Genomic DNA, 22,696 nt, shown 5'->3' with positions numbered 1-22,696 from the left:
ATTGAGAGAGTATTTGACAAATCATGTCCTGAACTGTTGGTGTGAAGGACTGGGCATGAACGACTGGGCGTACAGGATTGGGCGAGAAGGGCTTCAAACAATTCCTGATTCAAACAATTCCTTAACTGCGTGCAAAGGGTGCAGGAAGCGTGAACCTCATGGGCTGCACGTAGGTGGGGTGCAAAAACGTGAGATGGTGAGCGTGCAGGCAATAGCCACAGTCGCCAGGAACGGGCAGTTTTTCATCAGACGCTTCGGTCGTTTCGGCTTCCATGTCAAAGGTGCGGGGCGTGCCGCCGGGAGCGTAAAGCGGGTCACCCAGCAAGGGATAGCCCACCGCCGCCAGGTGAATGCGAATCTGGTGGGGGCGGCCGGTGAGGATGGTCATCTCGACGAGGGTGCGATCGCCCTGCCGCTGCAAAACCTGCCCTTCGCTGTAGGCAGGCAAACCGTCGGGCACAGCACCATACACGTAGCCGAGAACCGGATGGGGCAACTTGCCGATGGGCTGAGTAATGGTAAAGCGATCAGGCAGATCGCTAGGGCCGATTAGCGCAAGATAGGTTTTTCGCAAGGGGCGATCGCCCAGATTCTCAGATTGGAGAATATCCGGGGGATACCAGCCAGAATGCAGGTGTGAACGCCGGGTCGAACTAGAAGGTGAATGTGAGTCCGCAATAAAATTCAGCAGGATCTCTGCCTGTCGCGTCTGGTCGCGCATCTGCCGGCTGAGGCGAGATTTTGCGGCGGGCGATCGCCCCAGCAGCACCAAACCAGAAGTCCCCCGTCCCAAACGATGGACGGGCGTTGGCGGGTTCTGCGGGTAGCGCTGCTGCAACTGCCCCAGCAGCGTATGTTGCAAAAAACCGCCCCCCGGCAGCACAGGCAACCCCGACGGCTTCGCCACCACCAGCACGTCCGCATCTTCATGCAGAATGTCAAACGCCAGCGGTACGTCGGGTTCCTGCCACGGGGGACGATGGTAGGCAAGCTGCTGCCCCAGGCACAGCACATAGTCTGCCGAAACTGGCTGACCATTCACCAAAACCTGCCCCTGGGCAATGCGGCTTTGCCACTCGTCGCGGCTGGAGTGCGGATAGCGCTGGCTGTAATAATCCAGGAGCGATCGCCCCACGTCGCGCCGCGCCACCTGCTCTCGATAGACCCAGCCCTGGTTCATAAGCTGCGTAGCAACGATAAGGCAAACAGCGCCAGATCACCAGGCAAGGGATGACACCACGCCAAACACTCCGCATCCCAGCAAAATACAGACCGCCAGGGGCCACTTGCATAGCGCTCCGCCCACCACCACCAGCGTTGCCAAAATCGTCGCCACTGTTTCAGATGGTTGGCTCACCAACCCCATCACACTCGCCACCGCCATTGCCAAAATCACCGCCAGCGGCAGGTAAGCCAGCCATCGGGTGGGAACCCACGCTTTGGGCAGCCACACGCCCGCTGTTCGCATGAGAAACGTGCCAATGCCTGCAAGGAGGATGAGGACGGTGAGGGACATAACGGCGAGATATTGAAGACCGAGATGGGGGTGGGGTTGATTTTGGATTTTGGATTGGTGATTTTGGATTGGCGATTTTGGATGGTCAGTCCGAGTGACTACAAGGCTTGCAGCGATTTATTGACATTATTGACAGCAGCGTTTGGGAGAACTGGCACGAGGCGCAAGGCCAGCGCTCTCCTCATCATCCTATTACCTTTAGGACTCACGCGGTCTTCCACCCAAAATCCAAAATCGCTCACTCCCTCCATCAATTGACCCGCTCCATATATGCCCGCCAGCCGCCATACTCTGTGATCTCCCGTTCCCCTTCGCAGAGATATGGTTCTCCCAGCACGCCCAGCACGTTTTCACCGTCGTCTAGTATGAGGCGGCCGATGCAGAGGCCGGGGGGTTCTTGCAGCAGGAGCAGGCCCAATCCGTCCGGGGGAACGTCCCAAACTTCGACGGCGATCGCCCGACCCCCCTCGCGCACCCGCAGCATGGCCGGATGGCGATCGCCAATGCTCCACAGGCGATAGGCAGGCTCCGTTTTGGCTTCGCGGACGAAGGTGGCCCCCACTGCAAGCAGATTGCCATTGAGCGCCAGCCCCCGCATCAGCGTTCCATTGACCGCAAGAGGAATTCGTTGCATAGATATTGTGGCTCTCTCCAAGGTTTTCTCGACGATCCCAGCATTTACCCGCGCTTAGGGATTTTTGTTGCAGAATAGCAGACTGACCTCATCAAACTCTTAGCAGAACTTTTAGCAGAACTTTTGGCAGAATAGGGCTGACGGGGATTATCCCCACGCGCCTTTGTTCTGGAGGATGGCGATCGCCCCCATCGACCCGGCTCATCCTTCACCCAACTGCTGCTCATTGACCGAATCAATGGGTTTGTTGAAACCTTTGCGACCTGAAACGCACTAGTCATCGGAACCGATTCATTAAATGCAGATTTTTTTATCATCGTCGATTCTGCTGATGGCGCTGTTGGGCGTGGGAGCCTTCTCCGAAAGCAGCACTGCTGAGGCGCGGGTTTTCCAAAACGCTGCGCCGCGTTCCGTCTTGGACTCGTCTGCGCTATCCCGTCCAGCCTTCGCTCCGCCTGTCCAGATCGCGCAGCTAGGGTTTAGCGTGCGGCAGTCTCGCCCCGTCCGCAATCGCATTGGCGGCATCACGCGGGGCGGACAGGCGTGCAGCCCAGATGGAGCAACAGTGGTGCGGCTGCTGCCCCTGGTGCCGCCCACCGACCCGACGGTTGCCGAGCAAGGCAAGATCAACGTTGAGCCAACGGTTTCCGAGCGGCCGATGGTGTTTGTATATGTGCCGCAAACGGTGGCTTGGCAGGCACAATTTTCGGTGGCGATCGCCACAGACACCCCTTCTGGGCGCACCGTAGAGGAAGCGCTCTATGAATATCGCCTGCCACTACCCCAAGAGCCTAGTATTATTGGCATTCCGCTGCGGACGCTGGACGAAGGACGGCTTTATCGCTGGGTGTTTCAGCTCCAGTGCGACCCGACGGGCGATCGCTCTGGAGACGCGCTGACGGACGGCTGGCTCCAGCGGGTTGCCCCCAACAGCAGCCTCTCGCTGCGGCTCAACCGCGCTACGCCTCAAGAACTGCCCGCCCTCTACGCCCGGTCGGGCCTGTGGCAAGACACCGTAACCAGCCTGGGAACCCTGCGAGCCGCCACGCCCGATGATGCAGCGCTGATCGCCGACTGGGCCAGCCTGCTGTCCTCCGTCAACCTAGACGACCTGGCGAACGTGCCGCTGCTGTTTCCCCCTGTGGAATACCGCTCCCTGCAAGAATAAGAGATACAGAACTGTCGTCATTTATGCTTGCTTAGTCACCTGCGTTGATCGCAGGCGTAAAAGAGATAAAAGTTCTACCTGTTTGCTCTCCCCTTTCCGACACTTAACATGTCCTCCATTCTCACGATCACGGCCGACCAGGTCAATCGCCTGGATCTCTCGCCTGCTACAGCGGCGATCGCCCCCTGGCTGGCTCAGCAGCCCAGCGCCACGGCCCAGCCCAGCCTCCAACTCCAGTTTAAGATCGACATTCCCCGCGATCCCGACGACCCGCGAGAACTGTCGGAAATTCCCGAAGTGCGGCTGTGGTTTGTGCGGCTGGATGCATGCTATCCCTGGCTGCCGCTGGTGCTGGATTGGGAAGCAGGTGAATTGGGGCGCTATGCGGCGATGCTGGTGCCGCACGAGTTTAGCCGGACGGAGGGCATCCGGTTCAACCCGGAGGCGCTGGAGCTATTTGTGATGAGCAAGATCTTTGCCGTAGCGGACTGGATGCAGCAGCACGGCGGCATCAGCCCCACTCGGCTCAAGTTCATGACCCAACTGCTGGGCTACGAGCTAGACGATGGCTTTTTTGAACTGCTTTGAGTCCGACATTTGAGTCTGGCAACTTAACACTTCACAGCAAAGCACTCCACCGCAAAACTTGGCTTGCACCGATTACAAAACAAAGTTTTGCTTGCGCCGATCAAATCTATCGACTACAGTCATCGCTATCTGCGGCGCGATGTGCGGGCGTGAAAACGAGTCAGCAAAGCCCCTCAGACCGACCATTGCCTCAGTGAGGATGTTGCCCCTTCTGGATGGCGGCCCGCTCCTTGGCTAGCCGATCTACCGTTTCGCCTAGGGCGGCCGTCAGGCTCTTGCGGGTTTGGTCGTGGTCGGTCTGCTCGGCCCGGAGCGCTTGGGCCAGGCGATCGCACTCTACCAGGGCTTGCGCTAGGGCTTGCTGCAAGGATTCCAGCGTATCTAGGCTGGCGATTTTTTGGGCGATCGCCGGGGGCACGTCGCCCGTCAGCTTGGGCAAAGGGCTGCTCTGGGTCGTTTGCAGGCGTTCTTTCAAATCGGCGATCGCCTGCTGCGACAGGTTGGTTTCGGTGCGCCGCTGCTGAGCCTCGGTTTCGTATAGCCGCCGCCAGTTGGCCGCACTGCTCAGCGCCTCGTCTCGCTCTTTATAGGCGCTCTCCAGCTTGTGCTGCAAATGCTTAATTTCAGCTAACCACTGCCGGACATCCTGACTCATGACTCAACGGCTCCTCCAACCTGAGTAGTGAATGGGTGAACAAGAAATACGAAGACGAACATCGCCTTGTTTAATCAACGGGCAGTGCAGCATCAAAACCGCAAAGAACTAAAACTAACTAGGGTACACCAATCATCTATCCAGCGATACCCAAAAGCTGGGACAAAACGGGCGGCGGCGGCAGCAGGATAATGACCAGTAGTGTCAATGCAGCCAGCCCCAAAAAGTCGCGCAGGTTGTCCAATTCGCTCACATCATTGAGCGTTGGTGCATCCACCGCAGGTAGTAAAAATAACAGCACCGCCCACAGCAGGAGTTCTTGCTGCACCAGCGACAGCAGCAGCACCAGCAGCCGCGCCACCTGCCCGATCAACGCTCCCATCCGTTGACCAAACATGGCGTGAACAATCTGCCCGCCATCCAGTTGTCCCACAGGCATCAGGTTGAGCGCTGTGATCACGATCCCAATGCACCCTGCCACGGCCACTGGATGCAGCCGCAGCGCCGTGTCTGCTGTAAACGCGCTACCCAGCGCCAGCTTGCTCAGCACCGCCAGCAGCAGCGAACCGTGGGGATTAAACGACTCGAACCGGAAAATACCCGACTCGGCAGTGCGCTGAATCGGCTGCGACTGCGCCAGCCCCCACAGCAAGATCGGCAGGCTAATCAAAAAGCTGACCATTGAACCCGTTAGCCCGATGTCGAACAGGGCGCGACGATGGGGAACGGGCGATCGCCGCTGGAGCAGCGCCCCAAACGTGCCGAAGGGAAACACCGCCATCGGCGGCACGGGGATGAAGTAGGGATAGGACACGCGCAGCCCATAGCGACGCGCCACCCAGAAGTTTGCCAGTTCCCGCCCGCCCAAAATCAGCAAAATGGCGATCGCATAGGGCAGCCCCGTCAATAGCGTTGGCAGGTTAAAGCTGAGAGTGCTGGCTAGCGGCTCATCTGCGGCCACGCCTGCGGTAAAGCGCTCTGTCAAAATTGCCCCACCCAAGCAGGTGGTGAGCAAGGTGGCCACAAACAATCCGAGCGATCGCCCCAGTCGTCGTTCGGATTGTTTGCCATCCGCTTGGTCTGCTTGGTCGCGCTGGGCCTGGGCATTGGGCACGAGGGCAAAGAAGGGTTTGCCGTTCAGCCCTTCTTGAAACAACACCAGGAAGCGATCGCCAAACTGGGCTTCAATATTTTCGCGAATCGTGCGATAGGCCACCTCCGGCGAACTCCGCAACTGTCCGCGACAAATCAGCGCCTGCGGCCGATACTCCAAATTCTGCAAATAATAGACCGACCAGGGAAAGCAATTTTGCAACGTGGCTTCTTCCTGTCGATCAATCGGGCGCAGCGGCGCTTTGGGGTCTGGCTCTGGCTTTTGCGGAGATGGCTCGGCAGCGGACTCGGCCGTGGCGGGGCGAGGCGGACGACCCCACTGCACCAGCAGCCAGTACAGCACCGGGCTAATCAAAAATGGCCCAAACAGCAGCGCTGCGGGAATTCGAGCATCTGGCCCATTCAGCAAAATCCATCCCGTCCAGATCAGCGCAGGCAGCATCATCACCAGCCACAGCAGCCAGATGGGGGTGCGCGTGATGCTGGACACGCTTCTCTGCACGATGTAGTAGGTAAATAGCCCAGTGATGCTGAGCAGCAGCAGCCAGAAAATCATAATGGGCTTCTCAGAAGCAGTTGAAAAAACGCCTGCGAGCTTTCAAAGCTCTGGTAGACTAAATGGTTTAACTTGCGGTTTTCACGGGTAGATCTCCAGGATACTCTGGATTTCTCGGTCTCGTGAAACACGATTCGAGTCACGCCAGGGTCAGCAAAAGGCTACCAGGCACATACCAGTCTTCCGTATGATTGAGCGGCGATGCGTTGATCCCCCCTAACCCCCCTTGAGCAAGGGGGGAACCGAACCCGAAGCGCCCGCAGAAGGTCGGGACTGGCTCGGAAGTCCACTTAGTAAGGGGGATTTAGGGGGATCGAGTGGAGCCTTCCGCCTTGATAAGCTACTGTGTACACGCAAGTCTTCTATTATTGAGCGGCGATGCGTTGATCCCCCCTTAACCCCCCTTGAGCAAGGGGGGAACCGAACCCGAAGCACCCGCAGAAGGTCGGGACTGGCTCGAAAGTCCCCCTTACTCAGGGGGATTTAGGGGGATCTTTCAGAGCCTTCTGCAAAGAACCGAAAGATACGTCAGAGATGCATATAAAACAGTCCATAAAAAGTAAGCGCTCTGTCCTTAGGTTTCCCAGAAGAACGGCCTGAAGACCTAAGGATAGCTCCCTTGTCGCTTCGCTGCACCCTCATCTTCAATTCAAGCCATCATCCACCGCGTTTAACCCATCGCTTCTGCCCTATGTCTGTTGCTGTTCGTCCCGCTGCCACCAAGCCGCCGCGCCCTGTGTTGCCAGGAGTGTGGGCTTTTGCGCCAAATCGGGATGCCCTTGGTGGCACAGCCTATCTGCTGCAAGCGCCTGACGGCAACCTGCTGATCGATTGCCCCGCATGGGACGATACTACTTGCCAAGCCTTGGCGGAATGGGGCGGCGTGCGCTGGCTGGTGCTAACCCATCGGGGGGCGATCGCCCATGTCTCTGACTTCCACAAAAGCTACGGCTGCGAAATCCTAATCCAGGAACAGGAAGCCTACCTGCTGCCAGGGCTGCCCGTCACGCCGTTTCAGCAGGAGCATGAGATCAGCCCTGCCGTTCAAATCCTCTGGACACCCGGCCATTCCCCTGGTTCCGCCTGTGTGTACACCCCAATGCAGGGCGGCGTGCTGTTTTCCGGTCGGCATCTGCTGCCCGATCGCCAGGGCAATCCTGTGCCACTGCGCCTGTCCAAGACCTTCCACTGGCCGCGCCAGCTTCGCAGTGTTGCAAAATTGCGCGATCGCTTTTCACCCGACACGCTCCAGCATCTTTGTCCGGGCGCAAACCTCGGCTTCCTGCGCGACCAGCCCACCATCACCCCCGCCTACGAAAAGCTCGCTGCCCTCGATTTGGAGGCTCTCCGCACCCAGCCTCCCGGACTGTAGACCCACCTGACCCTCGCCCCCAAGTTCTGACAGGGCGTATCCCTAGCTTTGTTCTGACGAGTGGGGGAAGTTTTGAGCGGGCGATCGCCCCTTATGCTGAACTCGGCAGGCGCTACGTCGCCAGCCAGCCGGGAAACGCTCCGGCAAACTGCGCCAGGGAGATCAAGTGAATTTGTGGGTCTTGCTGGGCGGTGTCGCGCTCGGCGGCGGTGTTGTAGCCCCAGTCTGCTAGAAATAGCTGGACGGCTGCCAAATCGGGCTGGGGCTGAATCGCTTGCAGCGTCTTCAGGCGATCTTCTACAAACCAGATGGTGGGTGGTGTACCGTTTTGTGTGTGCTGTTGGAGCAGGTCGCGCAGGGTTTGCGCCTTGGGCTGGCGGATCTCTTTGCCAATCAGGCGATCGCCCGGAAAGTCCACCCCCTGCTGCGCCAAAAGCTGCCGAATAAATCGCGATTCCTTGGTGCTGATGATATACACATCCACGTCACTGCGAAGCACCTGCGCCACCCGTTCCACCACGCCCGGATAAAAGCGATGCTGGGCGAGCCAGGTGTCCAGATCGGCGGCAATCCACTCGTCGCGGCTGCCATCTAGGGCAGCGCTGAGGTCGGCCGGGTTTAGCCCTTCCCGCTCGATCTGCTGCTTGGCCAGCGTGCCCCAGGTTTCCAGGATCTCGTCCTCGGAGATGCCCTGCAAGAGCGATCGCACGATCAGCGGCATTTCCCACCCCGTTTCCACCACAGGCCGCGTGCGATAAAACGATTCCGCTAATCCCGCAGGCGGTGTTTTCTCCTCTGGCGACCAGATGCGGCAATAGCCCCGCCACGCCGTTTGAAAATATTCAACCATACCGTCGCACAGCACCCCGTCAAAGTCGAGCGCCAACAGCGTCGGCATGGCATCAGCTAGCACTGCATTGGACATAGAGCATACTGGGTAGGGCGTACTGGGTAAGGCTGACCAGATAGGGCTGACTAGATAGGGCTGACTAGATAGAGCCTACTGGGTAGGGCTTTCCGAAAACACGACGGGTTGCAGTGGCCTGCGCCTGCAAGCGGCAACCCTGTGCGAAGGTCGCAGCAAACCTGGAAGCGGCCAGATACAAACTCAAGCGTCAGTCTATCGCAGATGAAATTGGGCATTGCGTAGTCAGGCAAACTGTGTTGAGCCAAAACTCATGGCAAAGTAGGAGAACTTCGTCAATTTTGGGCTAAACGGGTGTGAGATCGAGGTCAAGTTTGATTTAAGGATCGATATTTAAGGATCAGTAAGGATCAGGATTGAGGGTCAGGCTTGAGGGTCAATCAGGGTGCTGTGTGCAAAGGCTGCGGAAGCGGGCGGTTCGGGGCGGCTGAGGGCTGTCGGCCACCGGGCGATCGCCCCAGAACAGCAAGAACGGCTCGCGATTCTTCAGAACTGCAAGCGCAGCGCAAAGCTTCAGAACCTCGCAAAACGCTGTAAAATCTGAAGTCTTCGCTTTGAATTCTGGAGTGACGCAGCCAGAGCTTGTAGATTAGAAGATTATTCGGAATTATCGAAACGTGATCGAATAATTGCCGGAGGTTTGGCAAACAAACCCCTCTCTGCGCTATGGTTTCTGGGCTTGACTATCTTCGGGCACTGCGAGACTGCTGCCAAGACGAGGCTGCCTTTGATCGGTTAAAGGTGCTGCTCAACTTGGCAGATGACGCTGCACAGTCATTTGCTGCACAGCCATCTGTAGACGCTCATTCTGCGGAACAGCGCTATCGCGCCATGCTGGGTGCCATTCCCGATCTTATATTTCGGCTCGATCGCCAGGGACATTACCTGGATTTTGAGGGCAAACAGGTGGTGACGCTGCCCCGCGAGGCAGTTATTGGTAAGCACGTCACCGAAATTCTGCCACCGGATGTGGCGGAGGTTTGTCTGGCGGCGATTCAGCGGACGCTGGAAACTGGGCAACTCCAGACCTGCGCTTACCAGCTTTGGGTGGATGGAGCATTACGAGACTATGAGGCGCGGCTAGTGGTAAGTGGAAAAGACGAGGTGCTGTCGGTGGTGCAAGATGTGACCGATCGCCAGCGGGTAGAGTCGGATTTGCAGGCGAGTGAAGAGCGGCTCCGCTGCTTTTTTGAAGCGACATTTGAGGCGGTGATCATTCACAACTTTCAGCAGATTTTGGACGTGAACCCGGCGGCGGTGGAACTGCTGGGGTACTCGGCAGAAGAACTAATTGGGATGCCCGTAATTGATCTGATCGCGCCAGAGTCGCGGGAGATGGTGCGCGAAAAGTGGCGATCGCTCACCCGTCCCGAAGATTCCTACAGCTACGAAGCCACGGGCATCCGCAAAGATGGCAGCCGCTTCTTTGGCGTGGTGTTTGCTAAGGGCATTGAGTATCAGGGTCAGCGAGTGCGAGTTGCCAGTATCCGCAACATCACCGCCCGCAAGCAGGCCGAGCTGCGCTATCAGGCAATGCTGAATGCCATTCCAGATCTAATGTTTCGGATTAATCTAGACGGCATTTACCTAGACAGCAAGGCAGAGCGTGATAGCGACCTGCTGGTGCCTGCCAAAGATTTGGTGGGCCGATCCATTTACGACGTGCTGCCCCATGATGTGGCAGAACAGCGGATGGAGTTTGTGCGGCGGGCGATCGCCACGGGCGAAATCCAGGTCTTTGAATACCAACTGCGGCTCAAGCATCCGTCGAAATATGCGGCCGCCCAAAAGGACTGCGACCCCTATCTACGCGACTATGAAGCGCGGGTCGTGGTCAGCGGCGAAGACGAAGCGCTGGTCATCGTGCGCGACATCAGCGAACGCAAACGCGCTGAAGCCGCCCTCCGCCTGTCGGAAGAAAAATTCTCCAAGGCCTGGCGCTCTAGCCCCAACCCCATGAGCATTGCCACGCTGCTGGGTGGGCACATGATCGACTGCAACGACGGCTTTTTGGAGGTGATGGGCTATCGCCGCGATGAAGTGATCGGGCGACAGGTGCATGACTTGAAACTGTGGGCCCGACCGGGCGATCGCAACAAAGTCGTGGCGATGCTCCAGCGCGATGGCTCGGTGCATAACATCGAACACTACTTCTGCACCCGCAGCGGCGAAGTCCGGGAAGGGCTGTTTTCCGCTGAAATTATTGAAATCAACGGCGAACAATGCCTGATCGACACCATCGTAGACATTACTGAACTGAAGCAGGCCCAGGCGCAACTGCTGGCCACCACCGAGCGCGATCGCCTGCTGGGAGAAATCGCCCTCCGCATTCGCCAGTCGCTCGACCTGGAGCAAATCTTGAACACCACCGTAGAAGAAGTGCGGCGCGTGCTAAAAGCTGATCGCGTCACCATCGGGCTGGATCTGGACGATCGGCGCGGGCAGATCGTTGCAGAATCGGTCGATTCCTGCTGGCGCTCCATGAAGGGGCTAATCATCGAAGACATGGAGTATCTGGAGGAAACGCGGCAGGGCTTCACCAAGCACGAGGTCGAAGTGGTGAACGATGTGGCCGCCAGTCATCATCCCCGTGCAACTAGGGCGCTGACCGAGTTTCAGGTGCAGGCTTGGCTGGCCGTGCCGATTACGCTTGAGAACGATCTGTTTGGGCTGCTAGTGGTGGATCAGTGCGACGGCCCGCGCCAGTGGCGCACCGAAGAAATCGAATTTTTATCGCAACTGGGCACCCAGGTCAGCATTGCCGTTCAGCAGTCCAGGCTCTACGAGCAGGTGCGCGAACTCAACACCGGCTTGGAGCAAAAGGTGCGCGAGCGGACGCTGGAGTTGCAGCAGAAAAACGAAGAACTGCTGGAGCTAAACGCGCTCAAGGATGAGTTTTTGAACGCCTTTTCTCATGACCTGCGAACGCCAGTGATGGGCATTTCGCTGGTGATCAACAACCTGCTAAACCAGCCAGGAGACACAATTCCCCTCAGCCGCGCCATGCTGGAGCGAATGCTGCAAAGCAACGACTATCAGCTTCAGTTGATTAAGTCGCTGCTGGAGGCACACTCGGCCGAAACGCGGGGCGTGTCGCTGAATTATGAACTGGTGCAACTGAGCCTGCTTATTCAGGTCATCGTGGAAGATTTGGAGCCGCTGGTGGCCAAAAACCACGCCACCCTGCGAAACGACGTACCACCGGACTTACCGCTGGTCAACGCCGACTCGATGCAGATTCGGCGCGTGTTTGAAAACCTGATTACCAACGCGCTGAACCATAATCCTCCCGGAATTTGCATCACCATCAACGCCACGGTCGAGGGCGACCTGATTCGCTTTACGATTCAGGACGACGGCGTGGGCATGGCTCCCGAAACGTGCGATCGCCTCTTTACTCGCTACAGCCGGGGGCCAAACTCGCGTCACTCCACGGGTGTCGGGCTGGGGCTATACCTGGCGCGGCAAATCATCACCGCCCACGGCGGACAGATCGGCGTAACCAGCACCCCCGGCAGCGGCGCAACCTTTTGGCTGACGCTGCCGCTAGCCATTCCCCCCGGCGCGAACCCAATCCCCGAAGATGAATTAGATGAATTAGATGAGTTAGCGTGACCTACGCTCGCTCGGTCATGCGCGTGGTGCGGAAAGTGACATTCACGCCTTCATTGGATTGCTCCAGCACCAGCAGTGGCGTGGGTTTTGCTTTTTGATCCCAGTGAATCGAGGCAATGCGCCCTTGAATCGTTGGCTGCCAGTTGTCATCGGCCTGCTGGCTCATATAGGTTTGCAGACATTCGATAATCTGGTTAATCGTGACCGAGGTGGGCTGGGTGGGCAGCTTCGCCAGCTTAATCTGGATGCGGAACAGCACGCCTTTTTTGCCACCGGGAATGTCCGTCAAATCGTATTGAACATCGAAGATTTCATCCACTTGGCGCGGGGTGCTAGCAATGCCCAACGTCCCTTGCTCCGCTTGGGGCGGGCGCAGGGCAACGGTAATTTTTTCCTTGATCTTGATCTTGATCTGGTTGACGATAGCGAAATGGAATTGTTCTTCTTCCATTCGCAGCCGCAGATAGTCCAGGTTGAACTCGCGGGAATGCACCAGGTCGGGGTTTTTCTCCATCTTGCTGATGGTGTTGAGCGCCAGCTTCAGCTTTTTCTGAAGCTCTCGATTTTTGTATTCCTCGAAGCGCTTTTCTTTGCTGATCTTGTCGTAGGTAAACTTGCTGTAAGCCCCTAGCCCCAGCAAGAGCAGCAGCAGCCCACCGGACGTATACATCCAGAACTGTCCGGGCTGAGACGGCTGTGCGCTAGCTTGGGCAAGCGTCGGCTGAATGACGATAGACTGGGCTGAAACGTGGGCTGACATGGCAGGGCTAAATACAGGGCGTAAGGGATATGTATCGTGTCCTATTGGTTAGAGTACCCCCTGATTCTGGCGATCGCGCTATCAAGCATCTCTCTTCAAGCGTCTACATCTTCAAGCTTCAGATATCAAGTTTCAGATATCAAGCTTCAGATATATTGAAAGCTTCTACTAGGCTTAGAGTGCCCAGCTTTGGCTCAGAACCTTACAGCGGGCGATCGCCAGATAAAGTCCATTGAATCAGTTGATTGAATCAATTGAACTTACGGATTAATCTCAGTATGGATTAAAGGGAACCCGGTTCGCAATGCCACATCCCCACTCCCCTGCGCCAACCGCCATTTCGTCTCCGCCTCAGCCCTTTTCGTTGCAATACACCCATGCCCACGGACAGATCTATCAGGGCAATTCGGTGGTCTGGCTGACCTCGCTGGCGGCGGAAAGCGTAGATTTGGTGTTTGCCGACCCGCCCTACAACGTCAAAAAGGCAGATTGGGACAACTTTGCCAGCCAGGAAGACTACATCGCCTGGTCGCTGGAGTGGATCGCGCAGGCGGCGCGGGTGCTAAAGCCCACCGGCTCGCTCTACATCTGCGGCTTTTCGGAAATTTTGGCGGATTTGAAACACCCCGCCTCGCGCTATTTTGCGGGCTGTCGCTGGCTGGTGTGGCATTACAAAAACAAAGCAAACCTGGGACGAGACTGGGGGCGATCGCACGAAAGCATCATTCACTTTCGCAAGAGCAGCCGCTTTCGGCTCAACCTAGACGACGTTCGCATTCCCTACGGCGCACACACGCTCAAATACCCCGCCCATCCCCAGGCCGACAGCAGCGCCTACGGCCGCAAGGTCGATCAGACGGGCAAATCCCGCGCTTGGTTGCCCCACCCCAGCGGCGCAAAGCCCAAAGACGTGATCGAACTGCCTACTACCTGCAATGGCATGGGCGAAACCACCCCCCACCCCACCCAAAAGCCAGAGGAACTGTTGCGGAAGCTGGTGCTGGCGGCATCGAGTCCGGGTGATATCGTCCTCGACCCGTTTTCGGGATCGGGCACAACGCTGGTGGCCGCAGAGCAGCTTGACCGCCGCTGGCTCGGCTGCGACCTGAATCCAGAATACAACCAGTGGGCGATTCGCCGCCTCGAAGCGGTGGACTGCCGATCGCCCCAAGCCTGGATCGAGCGCGATCGCAAAACCGCCGAACGCCGCGCCTCCATCCGCTAGCCCCCGACCTGATACGACCTTACACAACCTGATGCACTGTTCACATCGGGATCGGTCAACTCCCGATAAACCAACAGCGCACCGCATGGCGATCGCCGCCAACCCGCTTCACATTCCGTAGCAAAATTTTGCTTGCGCTGAGCGATCCTCTCTACTACAATCGTCCATCAAGCTGTGATTTTTCCAAGGCGCAGCTTATCTTCACTCCCCGAAAACTTGGCCGGTTCGTCGATTACGGCATTGGTAGATGTTGGCAGCACCTACCAACGCCTGACCCCAGGACAGTCCGAGCTGTCTCAGGGCTTTGCCTATTGTATGGCCGCCTTGAAACCTGCTTTGCGTCGTTTGGGCGGCCATCTTTTCGGGGTTTCCCTACCTCGTTTCCAGGAGGAAACCCCAAATGCTGACAATTCAATACACTTGGTCGTCCCCACTTTCGGAGGCGACCCAGTTTTCGCTGCCCCCGCTCACCTGCGAACTGCCCCACCGTCGCCGCCTGCGCCACTGCATCATCGGCCTCCCCGAAGACACACAGATGGCGATTGACCGACTCCACCTGCTGCGCTACGCCGAACGCTTCGAGTGGACGAACGCCCTCGACTTCCCGCCCCACGGCATCGTCCTCGACGGTCGCCCCGGCGAAGTGCTGCGCTACCTGCACCGCGACATCCGCAGCAATTCTGGTGCAAACGAGTAAGAACAGATAAGGAGGATTTTGGGTTTTAGATTTTGGGTTTTGGATTTTAGCAGGGCATCCCCTCACTCCAAAATCCAAAATCCCCACTCCAAAATCCCCCATTCCCACCCAGCCTCGTTATCTAAAGACTTCGTGAACCCATCTGCCTAACTCCCCAAAACAGGGGTATTATGCAGACAACCGTCAGCCTAATTACCCGATTTGGGATCTTAGACAGACAATCGTCAGCCTATTTCCCCGATTTGGGATCTTAGACAGACGGCTGTCAGCCTAATTCCCCTCCTGGGGGTAGATAGGCAGACGAGATCAGTCTAATTAATAGTTAGACCGCTGAGTTATCAGTGGGGACTTTTTTGAATCAGTAAGTCGCCAGGAGAATTTTTAGTATGGAAACACCAGTCGGCATTCTAAGACGTGTAATCTGGGAAAAGGGCTTTGAAGAAGAGCTATGTATTGGTAGTGGCAGATTCAAGAAATGTGTAAAGGCGGGTGGTGCTGTACGAATCGTGCAGAAAGATTCAGGTTACTTTGTAGAGTTAGAGCTACTAGGTGCCGTCATTGAATACAGTTTGATTAACACTTGCTATCCAGCCTACACCATTGGAATTGCTAGCCTTGAAGTGTGTATCACTGATATTGACTTGAGTGGTTCAACCCTTAAAGGTTTGGGTGTTTCAATCAAGTTTTGTATAGGTAAATGGGGAATATCTAAATGTTGGGATATTTACAACGGTAAGATTAGATTTTTCTTGGTTAATCTATCTGAGATTAACGGAGATTTGTTTGAGCCAGGAGCCTTGGGAGAGAACATTCTGATCGGGGTAGAAGAGTAGTAAATCAATTACCACCTGCCCTAGCAAGTGGTAATTAACTGTGTTCCTATTGAAAACCGTGCGGTCTAACAATATGCCCTGAGCAGGACGAGCAGGGACGTGAGCTAAAATAGAAAAAGCTGGTGCCCATTTTATTTTCCTGCATGAGTGAAACCGTTTACATCGAAACCAGTATCTTGGGCTATCTGACTGCTCGACCCAGCAGAGATCTGGTTGTGGCTGCCAATATTGAGGTTACGAGGGAATGGTGGGAAACGCGCCGCAGTGCTTTTCAACTCTACTCCTCCCAAGCAGTTGTCAAAGAAACATCACAGGGAGATACCGAAATCGCATCTCGACGGCTCGAAATCATTCGCAACCTCGCGTTACTCGATTTGAACCAATCTGTACTTGATTTAGCAGAGCAATTTTTGGAACGCAGCAGCCTTCCCACAAAAGCTGATGTTGATGCTGTCCACATTGCAGCCGCAACTGTTCACGGCATGGATTACCTACTCACATGGAACTGTAAGCACATTGCCAACGCTCAAATTCAAAGAAAACTGGCAGAGATTAGTCTTGATTTGGGATATGAGTTACCGATTCTTTGTACACCCTATGAACTTCTCGGAGATTGATTATGTATCAAGATGCGATTGTAGAAGAAATTCACAGAATTCGTGAAGAGTATTCTCGGTCATTCAATCATGACTTAAAAGCCATCTTTGCTGATTTACAAAAACAGCAAACCGAAAGCGGTAGAGAGGTTGTCAACTTGTCACGAAAGCGCGGTCTAACAACACGTTGGAGCGGACGGGCGAGAGATATTGGTGAGGATGCAAAGGATATTAGCCGCCGCTCAACTTAGCCGTTAGACCGCTTTAAGCCCCGGTTAGGAAGGTTCAGTAGCATTATTCGTTGGTTTCAGCACAAGTTAGCGCAAGGTTATCCATAGAGCTTCTAAGTTCCAAAAGGTGCAGGCAGATGTACGAACCGTTTTATGCGTTTATCCTGAAGGTTTTCCCTGAATTTAAGATTGATCCCGCCCTCTTCGATCCTTTTTTAGAATGTGTTGAGGTAAAGAAAGGGAATTTCTTATTTCAAGAAGGAGATGTCTGCAAATCTATTGGCTTTACTTTGAAAGGTTGTGTGAGGGTTTTTCTCGTTAAAGACGATCGAGAGCGCACTCTATCCTTTCACACTGAAAATCAAAGCTTTGGCGACTTCAGAAGCTTCTTAAATCAAGAGCCTTCCCAATTTTCTTGTGAAGCAATTGAACGTTCAAAGATTCTTCTGCTTGATCACCGCGCTATGCAATTCATTGAAGGGCTTCCAGACGGACAGAAATTTTTGAGGCTTCACGCTGAAGGACTTGCGTCCAGGATGCGGGATAAATTAACTTCTCTTTACATGGATACTCCTGAAGAGCGTTACTGCAAGCTCTTTGAAGGTGAGCCTGAAATCATCGAGCGCGTTTCTAATTACCATCTCGCTTCATATCTTGGTATCCAGCCAGAATCTCTGAGCCGCTTGAAGCGACGAATTTACCAGAGACGAGTTTCTTAACCCAAGTCAATGCTTTTCCAAGTTACCTCTAGATAGATTTACAACAGAACACCAATTGTAAATCACTTGCAGAGGTACAACACATGAAAGGTTGCATGAGATTCTCTTCTAAATTTTTTCCTAGTTTGCTTCTCCTACTTTCTAGCCTCACAGTTTCACTTTTTCTCGTCAAACAACCGGGTGAAGCACAAGGGATTAACGGAGCATTTATCAATAACTTTCTATCTGGCAAATGTATTGATGTAGCTGGTGCTCCTGGGCGTAGTAATGGTGCGCCTTTACAGCTCTGGGACTGTGAGTTAACAGGGATTAATCCTGACAACAATTCAACAACTGATCAAAGATGGGTATTCATCAATGGTGGATACATTAGAAATACATTGTCCGGCAAATGTATTGATGTAGCTGGTGCTCCTGGGCGTAACAATGGTGCGCCTTTACAGCTTTGGGATTGTGAATTGTCTGGTCGTAATCGTGATAATGGCTCAATTACAGACCAACGTTGGACAATTACAAGTAATGGTTTCATCAGAAATACATTGTCTGGCAAGTGCATTGATGTAGCTGGTGCTCCAGGTCAAAGTAATGGAGCAAGGTTGCAACTATGGGACTGTGAGTTATCTGGTCGTAATCGTGATAATGGTTCAAATACAGATCAGCAATGGAGTTTTACAAATTAAGTCTACAAGTTTGGAAGCCATGCAATTCCAATCTACTGAGGAAACTAAAATGAGAACTTTTACGCGCTTACTTGATTTACTTGGAACACTTGCATTGAGTTCAACAGTGATTCTTATCTCGACACTTACATTATCTGAACCTGCTCATGCTTGGTTTCAGATGTGCAATAGATCTTCTGCAACAGTGAGGTCTGCTTTTGCCTATTTTGATGATTCAGACAATCGTTCTCAACGAGCTGGAAATCGACATTGGGTATCTGAGGGATGGTGGACTTTAGAACCAGGAAGATGCGTTCAAGCTTATCCTCATGAATTGTGGAGGCGTAATCGTTATTATTACATTTACGCTGAGGAAGTTAGAGGTAATAGGGTCTGGGGTGGTGAGAACTATTTTTGGGTTCATAGATCACAACCTTTTACGATCAGACGTGCTGACGGAAATAATGATGGCATTACACCACCATACAATCCGTCAGATCCAGTACATCTAGCGTATTCAGTACTCAACGTAGAGAACGGTACCAGAGAATTGATAATGCCTAGCAATGGGCGACAAGTTCCTTTTAGGCAAGTTGATATTGGTGGAGGGCGAGTCCAAAACTTTACTTATAATTTTCAGAATTAGACTTTTTAGGACTTCTCTAGCTTCTTTCTGGAACTGTTTTCTAGTGCGGTCGCCGATTTGTAGGGTGCGTTCCTTTATGCAACTCTTTCTACTCCACTGATAGATTTCTAGGACTGATAGATTTCTAGGAACGCACCATGCTCATACTTGAAGCAAGCAATCGCAGTCTAACAACGCCCATGCATGCCGACCGCCGAGAAGCTATCTGCTAAAATTCAAGGCTATCTGCGGCGGGTGATGGGCACCGTTATGCAGCTTAGTCCTGGGTTAAGGCGTGACCAGGAGGTTACCTATTGATGCTTAAGGTTGAATCCGTGAGCGCAGGCTTATCGGTGAGATAATATTGGTGAGATAATATTAAGGTATGAATGCAGAAACCAAGAAATACGAAGCTGACTGCCTGACACAAGTGTGTAAAAGGCTTGAAATCTCGTGAAGGTGAGTGGGGAGAGGGTGAGCTGACATGAGACTGCGTCAATACAGCCATCCTCGTGACCTACGGCACCTCAAAGCTCTATCCTGGATGGTGACAGCCTTGGTGTGCAGTGGTCGGTTGAGCCTGCCGGAGTGGGAAGCCTATGTGCCCAGTCGCGCCCGTCAAGCGCAAAGCACCGAGAGACGGTGGCAGCGCTTTATGGGCAATCGTCGGGTGCGAATCAAAAGCCTGTATGTGCCTTTGTTACTGGCGGCCATCCATCGGTGGAAAGGGCGACGGCTCTATCTGGCGCTCGATACCACGGTGCTGTGGAATCGCTATTGCATGATTCACTTGTCCGTGAGCTGTTGTGGACGAGCCGTACCCCTGCTATAGCGGGTTTTGGAACACCCCAGTGCCACCGTCAGGACTGAGCGATATCTCCCGATGTTGCGCTTAGCCCATCGGCTGTTGCAGTCCCACCCCGATGTGATGGTTTTAGCCAACCGAGGGTTTGCTAAACCTACCCAGGGCATGGCTATTCAACTCGACGGTCTGCGTACTCAGGTTGACCCTCATTGGAGTCGGGGCATTAGCTATCTCAAAATCGGTCTCCGCTGGCTCAAGGGAGGGGTCAACAAAGGGCGGCCACTGCTCACACCGATTGCCCTCTTTACTGTTGACCCTGAACCCTGTTTTGCCTCTAAACAAGCTGAAGCCCAGTATTATGACCGTATCTGGTTCTCTAGAATTCAATCCATGCGCTGTCAGTTACCCCATTGGGAGGCTGCCTAAAGATGTGTCAGGCAGACATCCAGCTATTCAGGCAAACTTATGAAGTAAAAGTATGTAAGTGGTATAGTGTCAAGTCTATTGACATTACTCCGTCATTTCTGTTGCTTGATAGCTATCCACTGGCTTCCAGCCCCAAGCGGGCACGTAGTAACTTGCAACGATCGCCAGCATGAGCCACCAGAGCGTGCTGACCTGGGGACGATACCATACTGTATCTACGAGTCCGTGGAAGAGCATTCCGACCACGGTGGCGATCGCCCCCATTAGCCAGAATCCATCCGGGTTTGCGGCGGCGCGGAGGCGCTGGAGTTGCGTCCAGGCTTGGTGAAACGTGACCAACAGGAGCCAGAGAAACACGGTTAACCCAATGACTCCCGTTTCCACCAAAATTTCTAGCAGGATGGAATAGGCGCTGAGCGCGGAAAAGCCCGCCCGCTGATAGCGTGGATAGACCTGGTTAAAGGCATCGTTGCCAGGGCCAATGCCCAAAATGGGGCGATCGCGGATCATGTCTTGCACCGCAGCCCACACGTTAAGCCGGAAATTGTTGCTGCTGTCTTGCCGCCCCATGAACATACTCAGGACGCGATCGCGCAGCGGGGCAACCGCCGCCACAGCCAGCACGACGAACGCCGCCGACACTCCCAACACCAACGGGATAGCCCAGCGTCGCCAAAACTGCGGCAAATAGCGGCTAAACCAGTGCGCCAGCAGCAGCACCAGCGCAAACCCTGCCATCACAAAGCCAATCCAGCCGCCCCGGCTAAAGGTCAGCACTAGGCAGGCAGCATTCAGTCCCGTCATCAGCAGCGCCAGCGCCTTGGGGAGCCAGCGCCGCCACGCAAACACCGCCGCCGCGCTCAGCATCACCGCTGGCAAAATGTAGGCCGCCAGCAGGTTGGGGTTGCCCAGGTAGCTATAGACGCGGGTCGTTTTTGCCAGGGTGGACCCCGCATCCACCCAGGTAGCCAGGGCAGGAGCGCCAAAGAACCACTGTCGGATACCCTCGACACTCACTGCCAGCGCCGTGAGCAAATACACTGCGATGACCCCAGCCCGAATGCGGGGCGATCGCAGCACTCGCGCCAGCAGCGCAAACAGCAGCATATACAGCGTCAGCTTGATCAGCCCTGAAATGGCTGCTGTCCGCACAGGCGAAAGCGCCGTCGCCGCCACCGATACCAGCCAATACAGCAGCACCAGCAGATGAATCGGCGTTAAACCCAGTCCTTCATCATCCGACAGCGTGAGCAGCAGCCAGTAGCCGCCGCAGGCAATCAGCAGTACGCCAATCAGCGCCGTAGACACAAACGGAGCCAGCCCAAACACAATCGCCGCCAGCACTGCCCCGATTGGGTCTGCCCACTGCATGAGCCAACTTCCTCTGCGCCAGCCCCGCAGCGCCCCGACCCAACTGTGCAGCAGGCTAGAGCGAATCCAAGTCGGCAGGGGCGTGGTCGTCAGCGTGAGTTGGTTCCAAACGTTCATGGGAAGTAGGGGCGGAGTTATTTAAGGAACGGACGATTCTGCAAACTCTACAGCATTTCTTGCAGGGTGAGATCGCGCTGTCCTGCAAAGACGAAAGTTTCCTAGCTTTCTGCGTACCTCAACAGTTTCAAAAGCTTCAAAAGCTTCAAAAATGCTGCACCAGGTCTATGGTGCCACCTGCGGAAAAGTTTTGATCGCAAGAAATTTTTCTCCTTTGGGCGAACCAAAACGAGCGCACAAGCGGAATCCTGCACGCTCGACAAGTCGTAAGGTTCGTAAGATACTGAGCCGCTAGTTCATTGCAGAACGAGACAAGCTGCGACGAGTCTAGTTAATGCTAGGGCCGACCCTGCTAAGGCCGACCCTCGGGCTGGCGCAAAAAGCCGTCCTAGTGCTGCGTCAACGTTATAAATTAGGGTTTGTAGTGAGCGCTCTAGCGCTAAAGCGCCGACTACGAGCTGAGGATCAACCCTAAAATCAGGCTTTGACAAAGCACTAGTCGTCTAGATCCAGCACGTCGTCGTCATCATCATCCAGGTCGTAGCTGTTGTCTTCGCCCGCCATCAGCTCGTTAATTTCTTCTTCGTCGTCTGAGAAGTCGAAGTCGCCGCTTTCGCGAGCCAGCAGCCGCCCTGTTCCTTCCAGCCAGTCCAAAATAGACGCATCGCGCTGGAGGGGAATCACTTCGGCCGGTTGATTGCGGGGAATTTCACGCAGAGCAGGGTTACGCATTGTCTTTTCAAATCTCTATATACTCTTTAGTGTAATCCGTCACGGATGAGACGGATGGAACTTGGCTAAAACGATGAGTTTTGGATAGCTTAGGCGATCGCCCTCGTCCCTTTCCCCATCAGCCTTTCAGCATCAAAGCGTTTACTTAGCAGGCGCACCCATGACCCTTGGCAAAGCGGAACTTTTGCAGGCGATCGCCGGAAAAAATCGGGGCTTGTTGGCCTCCGAAGCCGACAACCTGGCGATCCTGGCGGCAGTGGCTCGACTGGAAGAATTTAACCCCACGCCGCGACCGCTCGAAGCCGCAGACAAGCTAGACGGCAACTGGCGCTTGCTTTACACTACCAGCACTGAACTGTTGGGCATTGGGCGCTTCCCCGTCCTAACGCTGGGGCAAATTTATCAGTGCATCCGCGTCAAGACGCAGCAGGTGTTTAACATTGCCGAAGTCACCAGTCTGCCGCTGCTGGAGGGCTTGGTCAGCGTTGCGGCTCGGTTTGAGCCTGTGAGCGATCGCCGCGTGGATGTGGGCTTTGAGCGGGGCATCTTTGGGCTACAGCGGCTAATCGGCTATCGCAACCCCAGCCAGTTCATTCAGGACATCCAGAGCGGCAAACGCTTCGCCGCCGCCGATTTTCGGATAGACCCCGGCAATCGCAAAGGCTGGTTGGACATTACCTACCTAGACGACGACCTGCGGATTGGGCGGGGCAACGAGGGCAGCGTGTTTGTGCTGACCCGAGTTTAGAGGTTTGTCCG

23 protein-coding genes are annotated in these 22,696 nt (G+C 54.9%); 14 read left to right on the top strand and 9 right to left on the bottom strand.

Annotation, left to right across the window (positions count from 1 at the left end; genetic code table 11):
• Nucleotides 1-121: 121 nt before the first annotated feature.
• The 3 genes from HNI00_RS08195 to HNI00_RS08185 all read right to left on the bottom strand — a co-directional run bounded on the left by HNI00_RS08195 (nt 122) and on the right by HNI00_RS08185 (nt 2,150).
• Nucleotides 122-1,180 (bottom strand): pseudouridine synthase, encoded by a 1,059-nt coding sequence (locus tag HNI00_RS08195; RefSeq protein ID WP_316792347.1) that lies wholly within the window; start codon nt 1,178-1,180, stop codon nt 122-124.
• Between the two features lie 36 nt (nt 1,181-1,216).
• Nucleotides 1,217-1,516: an AzlD domain-containing protein gene (locus HNI00_RS08190; RefSeq protein ID WP_316792346.1), complete on the bottom strand. Its 300-nt coding sequence runs from the start codon at nt 1,514-1,516 to the stop codon at nt 1,217-1,219.
• A 250-nt stretch (nt 1,517-1,766) separates the two neighbouring features.
• Nucleotides 1,767-2,150: an allophanate hydrolase-related protein gene (locus HNI00_RS08185; protein ID WP_316792344.1), complete on the bottom strand. Its 384-nt coding sequence runs from the start codon at nt 2,148-2,150 to the stop codon at nt 1,767-1,769.
• A 298-nt stretch (nt 2,151-2,448) separates the two neighbouring features.
• On the opposite strand from HNI00_RS08185, the gene HNI00_RS08180 reads away from it, so the two are divergent.
• Nucleotides 2,449-3,318, top strand: a complete 870-nt coding sequence (locus tag HNI00_RS08180) for a DUF928 domain-containing protein (protein ID WP_316792342.1) — start codon at nt 2,449-2,451, stop codon at nt 3,316-3,318.
• Between the two features lie 108 nt (nt 3,319-3,426).
• The gene (locus tag HNI00_RS08175; protein ID WP_316792340.1) at nt 3,427-3,906 is read left to right on the top strand and encodes a CRR6 family NdhI maturation factor; all 480 of its coding nucleotides are present in this window, start codon (nt 3,427-3,429) and stop codon (nt 3,904-3,906) included.
• A gap of 190 nt (nt 3,907-4,096) precedes the next feature.
• Here the strand turns inward: HNI00_RS08175 and HNI00_RS08170 are convergent, their stop codons facing one another.
• Together HNI00_RS08170 and HNI00_RS08165 are read right to left on the bottom strand one after the other, a co-directional pair.
• On the bottom strand, nt 4,097-4,561 hold the full coding sequence (locus HNI00_RS08170) for a hypothetical protein (RefSeq protein WP_316792338.1): 465 nt from the start codon (nt 4,559-4,561) through the stop codon (nt 4,097-4,099).
• 136 nt (nt 4,562-4,697) lie between these two features.
• Nucleotides 4,698-6,230 (bottom strand): site-2 protease family protein, encoded by a 1,533-nt coding sequence (locus tag HNI00_RS08165; RefSeq protein WP_316792337.1) that lies wholly within the window; start codon nt 6,228-6,230, stop codon nt 4,698-4,700.
• Nucleotides 6,231-6,921: 691 nt separating this feature from the next.
• On the opposite strand from HNI00_RS08165, the gene HNI00_RS08160 reads away from it, so the two are divergent.
• Complete coding sequence (locus tag HNI00_RS08160; protein WP_316792335.1) at nt 6,922-7,602, top strand: MBL fold metallo-hydrolase; 681 nt, start codon at nt 6,922-6,924, stop codon at nt 7,600-7,602.
• A 112-nt stretch (nt 7,603-7,714) separates the two neighbouring features.
• On the opposite strand, the gene HNI00_RS08155 is transcribed toward HNI00_RS08160, so the two are convergent.
• Nucleotides 7,715-8,527, bottom strand: coding sequence for an HAD family hydrolase (locus HNI00_RS08155; RefSeq protein ID WP_316792333.1), 813 nt, complete (start codon nt 8,525-8,527; stop codon nt 7,715-7,717).
• 666 nt (nt 8,528-9,193) lie between these two features.
• Here HNI00_RS08155 and HNI00_RS08150 point away from each other — a divergent pair.
• Entirely contained in the window at nt 9,194-12,142 is a 2,949-nt protein-coding gene (locus HNI00_RS08150) for a PAS domain S-box protein (protein ID WP_316792331.1), read from the top strand.
• Between the two features lies 1 nt (nt 12,143).
• Here the strand turns inward: HNI00_RS08150 and HNI00_RS08145 are convergent, their stop codons facing one another.
• Nucleotides 12,144-12,902 (bottom strand): hypothetical protein, encoded by a 759-nt coding sequence (locus HNI00_RS08145; protein WP_172358332.1) that lies wholly within the window; start codon nt 12,900-12,902, stop codon nt 12,144-12,146.
• Between the two features lie 304 nt (nt 12,903-13,206).
• Between HNI00_RS08145 and HNI00_RS08140 the strand changes: the two genes are divergently transcribed.
• The 9 genes from HNI00_RS08140 to HNI00_RS08100 all read left to right on the top strand — a co-directional run bounded on the left by HNI00_RS08140 (nt 13,207) and on the right by HNI00_RS08100 (nt 19,318).
• Nucleotides 13,207-14,127, top strand: a complete 921-nt coding sequence (locus tag HNI00_RS08140; protein ID WP_316792329.1) for a DNA-methyltransferase — start codon at nt 13,207-13,209, stop codon at nt 14,125-14,127.
• 400 nt (nt 14,128-14,527) lie between these two features.
• A complete protein-coding gene (locus tag HNI00_RS08135) occupies nt 14,528-14,824 on the top strand; it encodes a hypothetical protein (protein ID WP_316792327.1) in 297 nt (98 codons plus the stop codon).
• 386 nt (nt 14,825-15,210) lie between these two features.
• The gene (locus HNI00_RS08130) at nt 15,211-15,657 is read left to right on the top strand and encodes a hypothetical protein (RefSeq protein WP_316792325.1); all 447 of its coding nucleotides are present in this window, start codon (nt 15,211-15,213) and stop codon (nt 15,655-15,657) included.
• A gap of 143 nt (nt 15,658-15,800) precedes the next feature.
• Nucleotides 15,801-16,274 carry a type II toxin-antitoxin system VapC family toxin gene (locus HNI00_RS08125; protein WP_316792323.1) on the top strand — a complete coding sequence of 158 codons (474 nt, stop codon included), beginning with the start codon at nt 15,801-15,803 and terminating at the stop codon, nt 16,272-16,274.
• 2 nt (nt 16,275-16,276) lie between these two features.
• The gene (locus HNI00_RS08120; RefSeq protein WP_316792321.1) at nt 16,277-16,504 is read left to right on the top strand and encodes a hypothetical protein; all 228 of its coding nucleotides are present in this window, start codon (nt 16,277-16,279) and stop codon (nt 16,502-16,504) included.
• A 116-nt stretch (nt 16,505-16,620) separates the two neighbouring features.
• The gene (locus tag HNI00_RS08115; protein ID WP_316792319.1) at nt 16,621-17,202 is read left to right on the top strand and encodes a Crp/Fnr family transcriptional regulator; all 582 of its coding nucleotides are present in this window, start codon (nt 16,621-16,623) and stop codon (nt 17,200-17,202) included.
• Between the two features lie 95 nt (nt 17,203-17,297).
• Nucleotides 17,298-17,882, top strand: coding sequence for an RICIN domain-containing protein (locus tag HNI00_RS08110; RefSeq protein ID WP_316792317.1), 585 nt, complete (start codon nt 17,298-17,300; stop codon nt 17,880-17,882).
• Between the two features lie 19 nt (nt 17,883-17,901).
• On the top strand, nt 17,902-18,507 hold the full coding sequence (locus tag HNI00_RS08105) for a DUF1036 domain-containing protein (RefSeq protein WP_316792315.1): 606 nt from the start codon (nt 17,902-17,904) through the stop codon (nt 18,505-18,507).
• 463 nt (nt 18,508-18,970) lie between these two features.
• Nucleotides 18,971-19,318 carry a hypothetical protein gene (locus tag HNI00_RS08100; RefSeq protein WP_316792313.1) on the top strand — a complete coding sequence of 116 codons (348 nt, stop codon included), beginning with the start codon at nt 18,971-18,973 and terminating at the stop codon, nt 19,316-19,318.
• A 483-nt stretch (nt 19,319-19,801) separates the two neighbouring features.
• Here HNI00_RS08100 and HNI00_RS08095 read toward each other — a convergent pair whose 3' ends face one another.
• Nucleotides 19,802-21,205 carry an IctB family putative bicarbonate transporter gene (locus HNI00_RS08095; protein ID WP_316792311.1) on the bottom strand — a complete coding sequence of 468 codons (1,404 nt, stop codon included), beginning with the start codon at nt 21,203-21,205 and terminating at the stop codon, nt 19,802-19,804.
• 495 nt (nt 21,206-21,700) lie between these two features.
• The gene (locus HNI00_RS08090) at nt 21,701-21,937 is read right to left on the bottom strand and encodes a DUF3134 domain-containing protein (protein ID WP_068509204.1); all 237 of its coding nucleotides are present in this window, start codon (nt 21,935-21,937) and stop codon (nt 21,701-21,703) included.
• 160 nt (nt 21,938-22,097) lie between these two features.
• Here HNI00_RS08090 and HNI00_RS08085 point away from each other — a divergent pair, with 160 nt between their 5' ends.
• Nucleotides 22,098-22,685 (top strand): PAP/fibrillin family protein, encoded by a 588-nt coding sequence (locus HNI00_RS08085; RefSeq protein WP_316792308.1) that lies wholly within the window; start codon nt 22,098-22,100, stop codon nt 22,683-22,685.
• Nucleotides 22,686-22,696: the final 11 nt, after the last annotated feature.

It is taken from the genome of Thermoleptolyngbya oregonensis NK1-22, from assembly GCF_032705245.1.
Classification (GTDB): domain Bacteria; phylum Cyanobacteriota; class Cyanobacteriia; order Elainellales; family Elainellaceae; genus Thermoleptolyngbya; species Thermoleptolyngbya sichuanensis.
Note: the sequence above shows the minus strand (reverse complement) of the source record. Positions and strands in the feature narration are given on the sequence as shown.